The 5,190-nt window shown below is 74.5% G+C and carries 5 protein-coding genes; 1 reads left to right on the top strand and 4 read right to left on the bottom strand.

From position 1 onward, the window contains the following. Positions 1 to 115: 115 nt before the first annotated feature. From ACFV6I_RS37380 to bioB, 4 genes are all read right to left on the bottom strand, one after another. Positions 116 to 550, bottom strand: a complete 435-nt coding sequence (locus ACFV6I_RS37380) for a hypothetical protein (protein ID WP_079135370.1) — start codon at positions 548 to 550, stop codon at positions 116 to 118. A gap of 90 nt (positions 551 to 640) precedes the next feature. After that, positions 641 to 1,375, bottom strand: a complete 735-nt coding sequence (gene bioD, locus ACFV6I_RS37385) for a dethiobiotin synthase (protein WP_380430510.1) — start codon at positions 1,373 to 1,375, stop codon at positions 641 to 643. Next, positions 1,372 to 2,676, bottom strand: coding sequence for an adenosylmethionine--8-amino-7-oxononanoate transaminase (locus ACFV6I_RS37390; protein ID WP_380430513.1), 1,305 nt, complete (start codon positions 2,674 to 2,676; stop codon positions 1,372 to 1,374). The genes bioD and ACFV6I_RS37390 overlap by 4 nt, the downstream gene beginning before the upstream one ends. 22 nt (positions 2,677 to 2,698) lie before the next feature. Then, complete coding sequence (gene bioB / locus ACFV6I_RS37395; RefSeq protein ID WP_380430516.1) at positions 2,699 to 3,919, bottom strand: biotin synthase BioB; 1,221 nt, start codon at positions 3,917 to 3,919, stop codon at positions 2,699 to 2,701. A 306-nt stretch (positions 3,920 to 4,225) separates the two neighbouring features. Between bioB and ACFV6I_RS37400 the strand changes: the two genes are divergently transcribed. Beyond that, on the top strand, positions 4,226 to 5,077 hold the full coding sequence (locus ACFV6I_RS37400; RefSeq protein ID WP_380430519.1) for a hypothetical protein: 852 nt from the start codon (positions 4,226 to 4,228) through the stop codon (positions 5,075 to 5,077). Positions 5,078 to 5,190: the final 113 nt, after the last annotated feature.

Here is a 5,190-nt window from a genome sequence, read left to right on the forward strand (position 1 = left end):
ATCGCCCCCCGCACACCGCTGGCGCTTTGTTGGCTCCGCGGGTGGGGTGTGGTTTTTGCACTTCTTGTGGGGGGTGTGGCCGCTGCACCACCCCCCCCCCGCCGAAGTTTCGGTGTCAGGCGCCGTTGAGGGCGTAGGTGCGGAAGGTGGCCAGCAGGGGGAGGACCTCGGTCTGGCTCGGGTCCTCGGTCACGGCGCGCATGGAGTCGATCACCGCGTGGGCGATGGCCTTGGTCACCGCCAGGTCGTCCCGGGGCGCGAGGGTGCCCCAGGTCTTCAGGGCCTGGGTGAGCAGGGCGCTCATCCGGGCGCCGATGTTGGAGCTCACCGCGTCGGAGAGTTCGGCGAGCTCCTCGTCGCTCATGGTGGACCGCAGGCCGAAGGCCAGGGCCATCAGGGTGTCCATCGCGTGCTCGCCGTACGCGGCGACCAGCGCCGGGAGCGACCGCTCGTCCGCACCGCCCGCGGCGAGGGCGGACAGCGCCTCGTCGTCGTCCTTCCACGCAGCCTCCAGGGCGGCCAGGGCCCGAAGAGACTCGTCTACCGTCATCCCGTCTGTCATAGGAGGAACGGTATTGAGCCCGTAGCGTCCGAACCCAGGGTTCGGGCGCCGGAATCACACCTTCGAGCGAAGCCGGGCCTATTCGGGCCGATGGGTGTGCGCGAAGTGCTTCGCGTCCCAGCTGCCGCCCAGCTCCGGGGCGAGCGAGGCGACGGCGAGGGCGGCGAAGTCCGCGGCGGCTGCGGCGCGTTCCGGCAGGGCGCCGAGCAGCGGGGCGCCGGCCGAGCGCGGCAGGTCGGCGAGGTTGCAGCGCTCGGCGAGCCCGGGGGCGGTGGGCCAGGAGCCGACGAGCACGCCCGCGAGCGGCAGCCGGCGGGCGGCCAGGGCCTCCGCGGAGAGCGCGACGATGTTCAGTGTGCCCAGCCCGGCGGAGGCGACGAGCAGGACCTCGGCCGGCAGCCCGGCGTCCAGGACGGCCCGGGCCTGGTCGGCCAGGGTGCGGCCCTCGTCGTCGTAGCGGACGAGCAGCCCGCCCGCGCCCTCGACCAGCACCAGGTCGTGCCCGGCGGCCAGTTCGGCGACGGCGTCGGCCACCTCGGCGGGGGAGAGGAAGGGCATCCCGGCCCGCCGGGCGGCGGTGTCGGGCGCCAGCGGCTCCGGGTAGCGCACGAGTTCACGGATCGTCAGGTCACCGGCCAGGCGCCGGACTTCATCGGCGTCGCCGGGTTCGCCGGGGGCGATCCCGGTCTGCCCGGGCTTGAGCACCGCGACCCGCAGGCCGGCCTGCAGCGCGGCCGAGGCGACCGCCGCCGTGGCGACCGTCTTGCCGACCTCGGTGTTGGTGCCCGTCATGAACAGGATCCGCGCGCTCATCCGGCCACCGCCGCAGCGGTCACGGCGTCGGCGATGCGTGCCACGTCCTCGTCCTCCGTCACGTAGGGGGGCATGGTGTAGATCAGGTCCCGGAAGGGGCGCAGCCAGACGCCGGCCCGGGCGGCCGCCTCGGTGGCCGCCGGGACGTTCACCGGGTGGTCCAGCTGGACGACGCCGATGGCGCCCTGGACCCGGACGTCCCGGACGCCCGGGAGGTCGGCGGCGGCCGCGAGCCCGTCGGCCAGTCCGGCCTCGATGCGCTTGACCCCGACCGCCCAGTCCTGACCGAGTAGCAGCTTCAGCGAGGCGTTGGCGGCCGCGCAGGCCAGCGGGTTGCCCATGAAGGTCGGCCCGTGCGCGAGCACCGGCATCTCGCCGCGGCTGATGCCGTCGGCGATCTCGCCGGTGCACAGCGCGGCGGCGAGGGTCAGGTAGCCGCCGGTGAGCGCCTTGCCCAGGCACATCACGTCCGGCGAGACGCCCGCGTGGTCGGCGGCGAACAGTGCGCCGCTGCGGCCGAATCCGGTGGCGATCTCGTCGAAGACGAGCAGCACCCCGTACCGGTCGCAGAGTTCGCGCAGCATCCGCAGGTAGGCGGGGGAGTGGAACTGCATCCCGCCGGCGCCCTGCACCACCGGTTCGACGATGACGGCGGCCAGCTCGTCGGCGTGCCGGGCCATCAGCTCCTCGAACTCGGCCGCGTACCCGGCGTCGAGCGGGGCGTCGAACCCGGCCGGCGGCTGCGGGGCGAACAGCTGCCCGGGCAGCACCCCGCCCCACAGGTGGTGCATGCCGCCGTCCGGATCGCAGACGGACATCGGGTGGAAGGTGTCGCCGTGGTACCCGCCGCGCCAGGTCAGCAGCCGGCGCTTGGCCGGGCGGCCGGTGGACTGCCAGTACTGGAGGCACATCTTCAGCGCGACCTCGACGGCCACCGAGCCCGAGTCGGCGAGGAAGACGTGCTGCAGCGGCTCGGGCGTGATCTCGACCAGCGTCGCCGCCAGCCGGACGGCGGGCTCGTGGGTGAGCCCGCCGAACATGACGTGGCTCATCCGCCCCAGCTGCTCGCGCACGGCCTCGTCCAGCACCGGGTGCCGGTAGCCGTGGATGGCCGCCCACCAGGACGACATCCCGTCGACGAGCTCGCGCCGCCCGCCCGCGACGGGCTCGGCGAGGCGCAGCCGGACCCCCGAGGCGGATTCGACCACGTACGGGGTGGCGGTGCCGGGCATCGGCCCGTACGGGTGCCAGACGTGGGCGCGGTCGAGGGCGAGCAGCGTGTCCGCGGACAGCTGGGGCATGATGCGTCAGTCTCCAGAACTATCAGGCATTGGGCGCGAGTTCGGTGCCGGCGCCGCGCAGCCGGACCTTGACGAGGTCGCTGCGCAGCTCCCCGTCCGAGGCGTCCGAGGCGTCGGCGGCGTCGACCGCGACGGGGGCGTCGGCCGGGGCGTGCGCGTGTCCGCCGCACGGGCCGCAGCCGCCGCCGCTGCCGCAGGCCGAGGCCGCGGTGCCGCAGGAGGAGGCCGCCGCAATGTCCGCGCGGTGGCGGGGCAGGGTGGCCTCGCCGGCGCCCTCGACCTCGAACCCGGCGTCCTTGATCATGTCGAGGTCGGTCTGCCCGGCCTGGCCCTCGCTGGTCAGGTAGTCGCCGAGGAAGATCGAGTTGGCGAGGTGCAGGCCGAGCGGCTGCATCGAGCGCAGGTGCACCTCGCGGCCGCCGGCGATCCGCACCTCGGTGTCCGGGTTGACGAAGCGGACCATCGCCAGGATGCGCAGGCAGCGCTGCGGGCTGAGGTTCCACTCCTTGGCGAGCGGGGTGCCCTCGAACGGGATCAGGAAGTTGACCGGGACGGAGTCCGAGCCGAGCTCGCGCAGCGCGAACACCACGTCGACCAGGTCCTCGTCGCTCTCGCCCATGCCGGCGATCAGGCCGGAGCAGGCGGACAGGCCCGCGCCGTGCGCCTTCTGCACGGTGTCCACCCGGTCCGCGTAGGTGTGGGTGGTGGTGATGTCGCCGTAGGTCTTCTCGGAGGTGTTGAGGTTGTGGTTGTAGGCGTCGGCGCCGGCCGCCTTCAGCCGCTCCGCCTGGTTGTCGGAGAGCAGGCCGAGGCAGACGCAGATCTCGACCTCGGGGTCGGCGTCCTTGATGGCGGCCATGGTGTCGGTGACCCGGTCGATGTCGCGGTCCGTGGGGCCGCGGCCGCTGGCGACCAGGCACACGCGCTTGGCGCCGCCGGCCACCCCGGCGCGGGCCGCCTCGGCGGCCTGGTCGGGCTTGAGCCAGGTGTACTTGAGGATCTCGGCCTTGGAGCCCAGCCGCTGCGAGCAGTAGTTGCAGTCCTCCGGGCAGAGCCCGCTCTTGAGGTTCACCAGGTAGTTGAGCTTCACGCGTCGGCCGAACCACCTCCGGCGGACCTTGCCGGCCGCGGCGACGACGTCCAGCAGCTCGTCGTCGGTGGTGGCGAGGACGGCCAGGGCCTCCTCGCGGGTCGGGACTTCGCCGCGCAGGCCCTTGGCGGTGAGGGTATCGAGCAGATCCATGGGGCCGATCCTGCCTGGTGGCGCTCGAATGGCGCCAGAGGGAACCCGCCAGAAGATCGGCGGAAGGATGTGCCACTTGCCACAGTGTCGAAGCTCACGGTGTCGTCGCTGGTCACAAGCTTGACGCCGGTGCGAATCGGAGGTTACCGGCCGGTAGGGCGCGGTCGCGGCGAAGGGCCGGGGAGACCGGCGCGGGGCGGTCGCCGGTACGCGCGCCGGACGGTCGCGGGCGCCGGCACGCGGCGGTGACCGGCAACCCCCCACCCCGTGATCCACGCCACCCGACGGTTGCTTAGAATCTGCGCCATGACCACGCAGGGGGAGCGCACCCCGACTCCGGGAGAGGGCCAGAACGGCCAGGCAGTGCGGCGGACCGGCGGGGCCCCCGCCGGCGCGGGCACGGACCTGAGCGGCAGTCGGGTCGGTGGCAGGGGCAGGCGGCTGACGGCCCGCCGGGCCGTGGGCTGGGTCGTCGTGGTGGGAGTGGTGGCCGCCGGCGGATGGATCATCACCCGCCCGATGCCCGGCGACTACATACCCGGGCTCGGCCCGTCCAGCAAGGACGCGGCCAGGACGCCGCCGGTGGTGGGGACCCCGCCGCCGCGCACCGACCCCGAGGGCCTCAATGCCGACAGCCTCTTCCCCGCCCAGCGGCCGGTCGAGGCCGCCGGGTACAAGGCCCGGCGTGGCGCCATCCGGCAGGGCGGCAACTGCACCGAGGTGCTGCAGGACCGCACCCAGGAACTGCTCAAGGACACCGGCTGCCAGGCCTACCTGACCGTCAGCTTCACCGGCCAGGACCGCCCGGTGCTCAGCAGTGTCACCGTCCTGCGCTTCGGCGACCAGACCGCCGCCACCCGGGCCGCCGACACCCTGCGCGGCAAGCCCGGCGCGCTCGCCTTCATCCTTCCGGACACCAACGCCGCCCCCGCGCCGTCCTCCGGCGGGCCCAAGTCGGCCGAGCCGCGGGTTGAGGCGGTCGGGCACTACGTGACGGTGGTGAGCTCCCGGCTCAGCGACGCCCGCACGCCCGGCCCCGGCACCCAGTCCACCCCGGCCTCGACGCCGTCGGGCCCGGCGCTCACCACCGAGCAGACCCTGGAGGAGGCGACCCGCGCGCTCTCCTACGCGGCGGGCGCGCCGTTCGTCTGGATGTGACGCCGCGGGGGGCCCCCCCCCCCGGGGGGGGGGGGCCCCCCCCCCCCGCGGGGGGGGGGGGGGCGCCCCCCCCCCCCCCGCCCCCCCCCCCCCCCCCCCCCCCCCCCCCCCCC

This window comes from Kitasatospora sp. NPDC059803 (genome assembly GCF_042732255.1).
Classification (GTDB): domain Bacteria; phylum Actinomycetota; class Actinomycetes; order Streptomycetales; family Streptomycetaceae; genus Kitasatospora.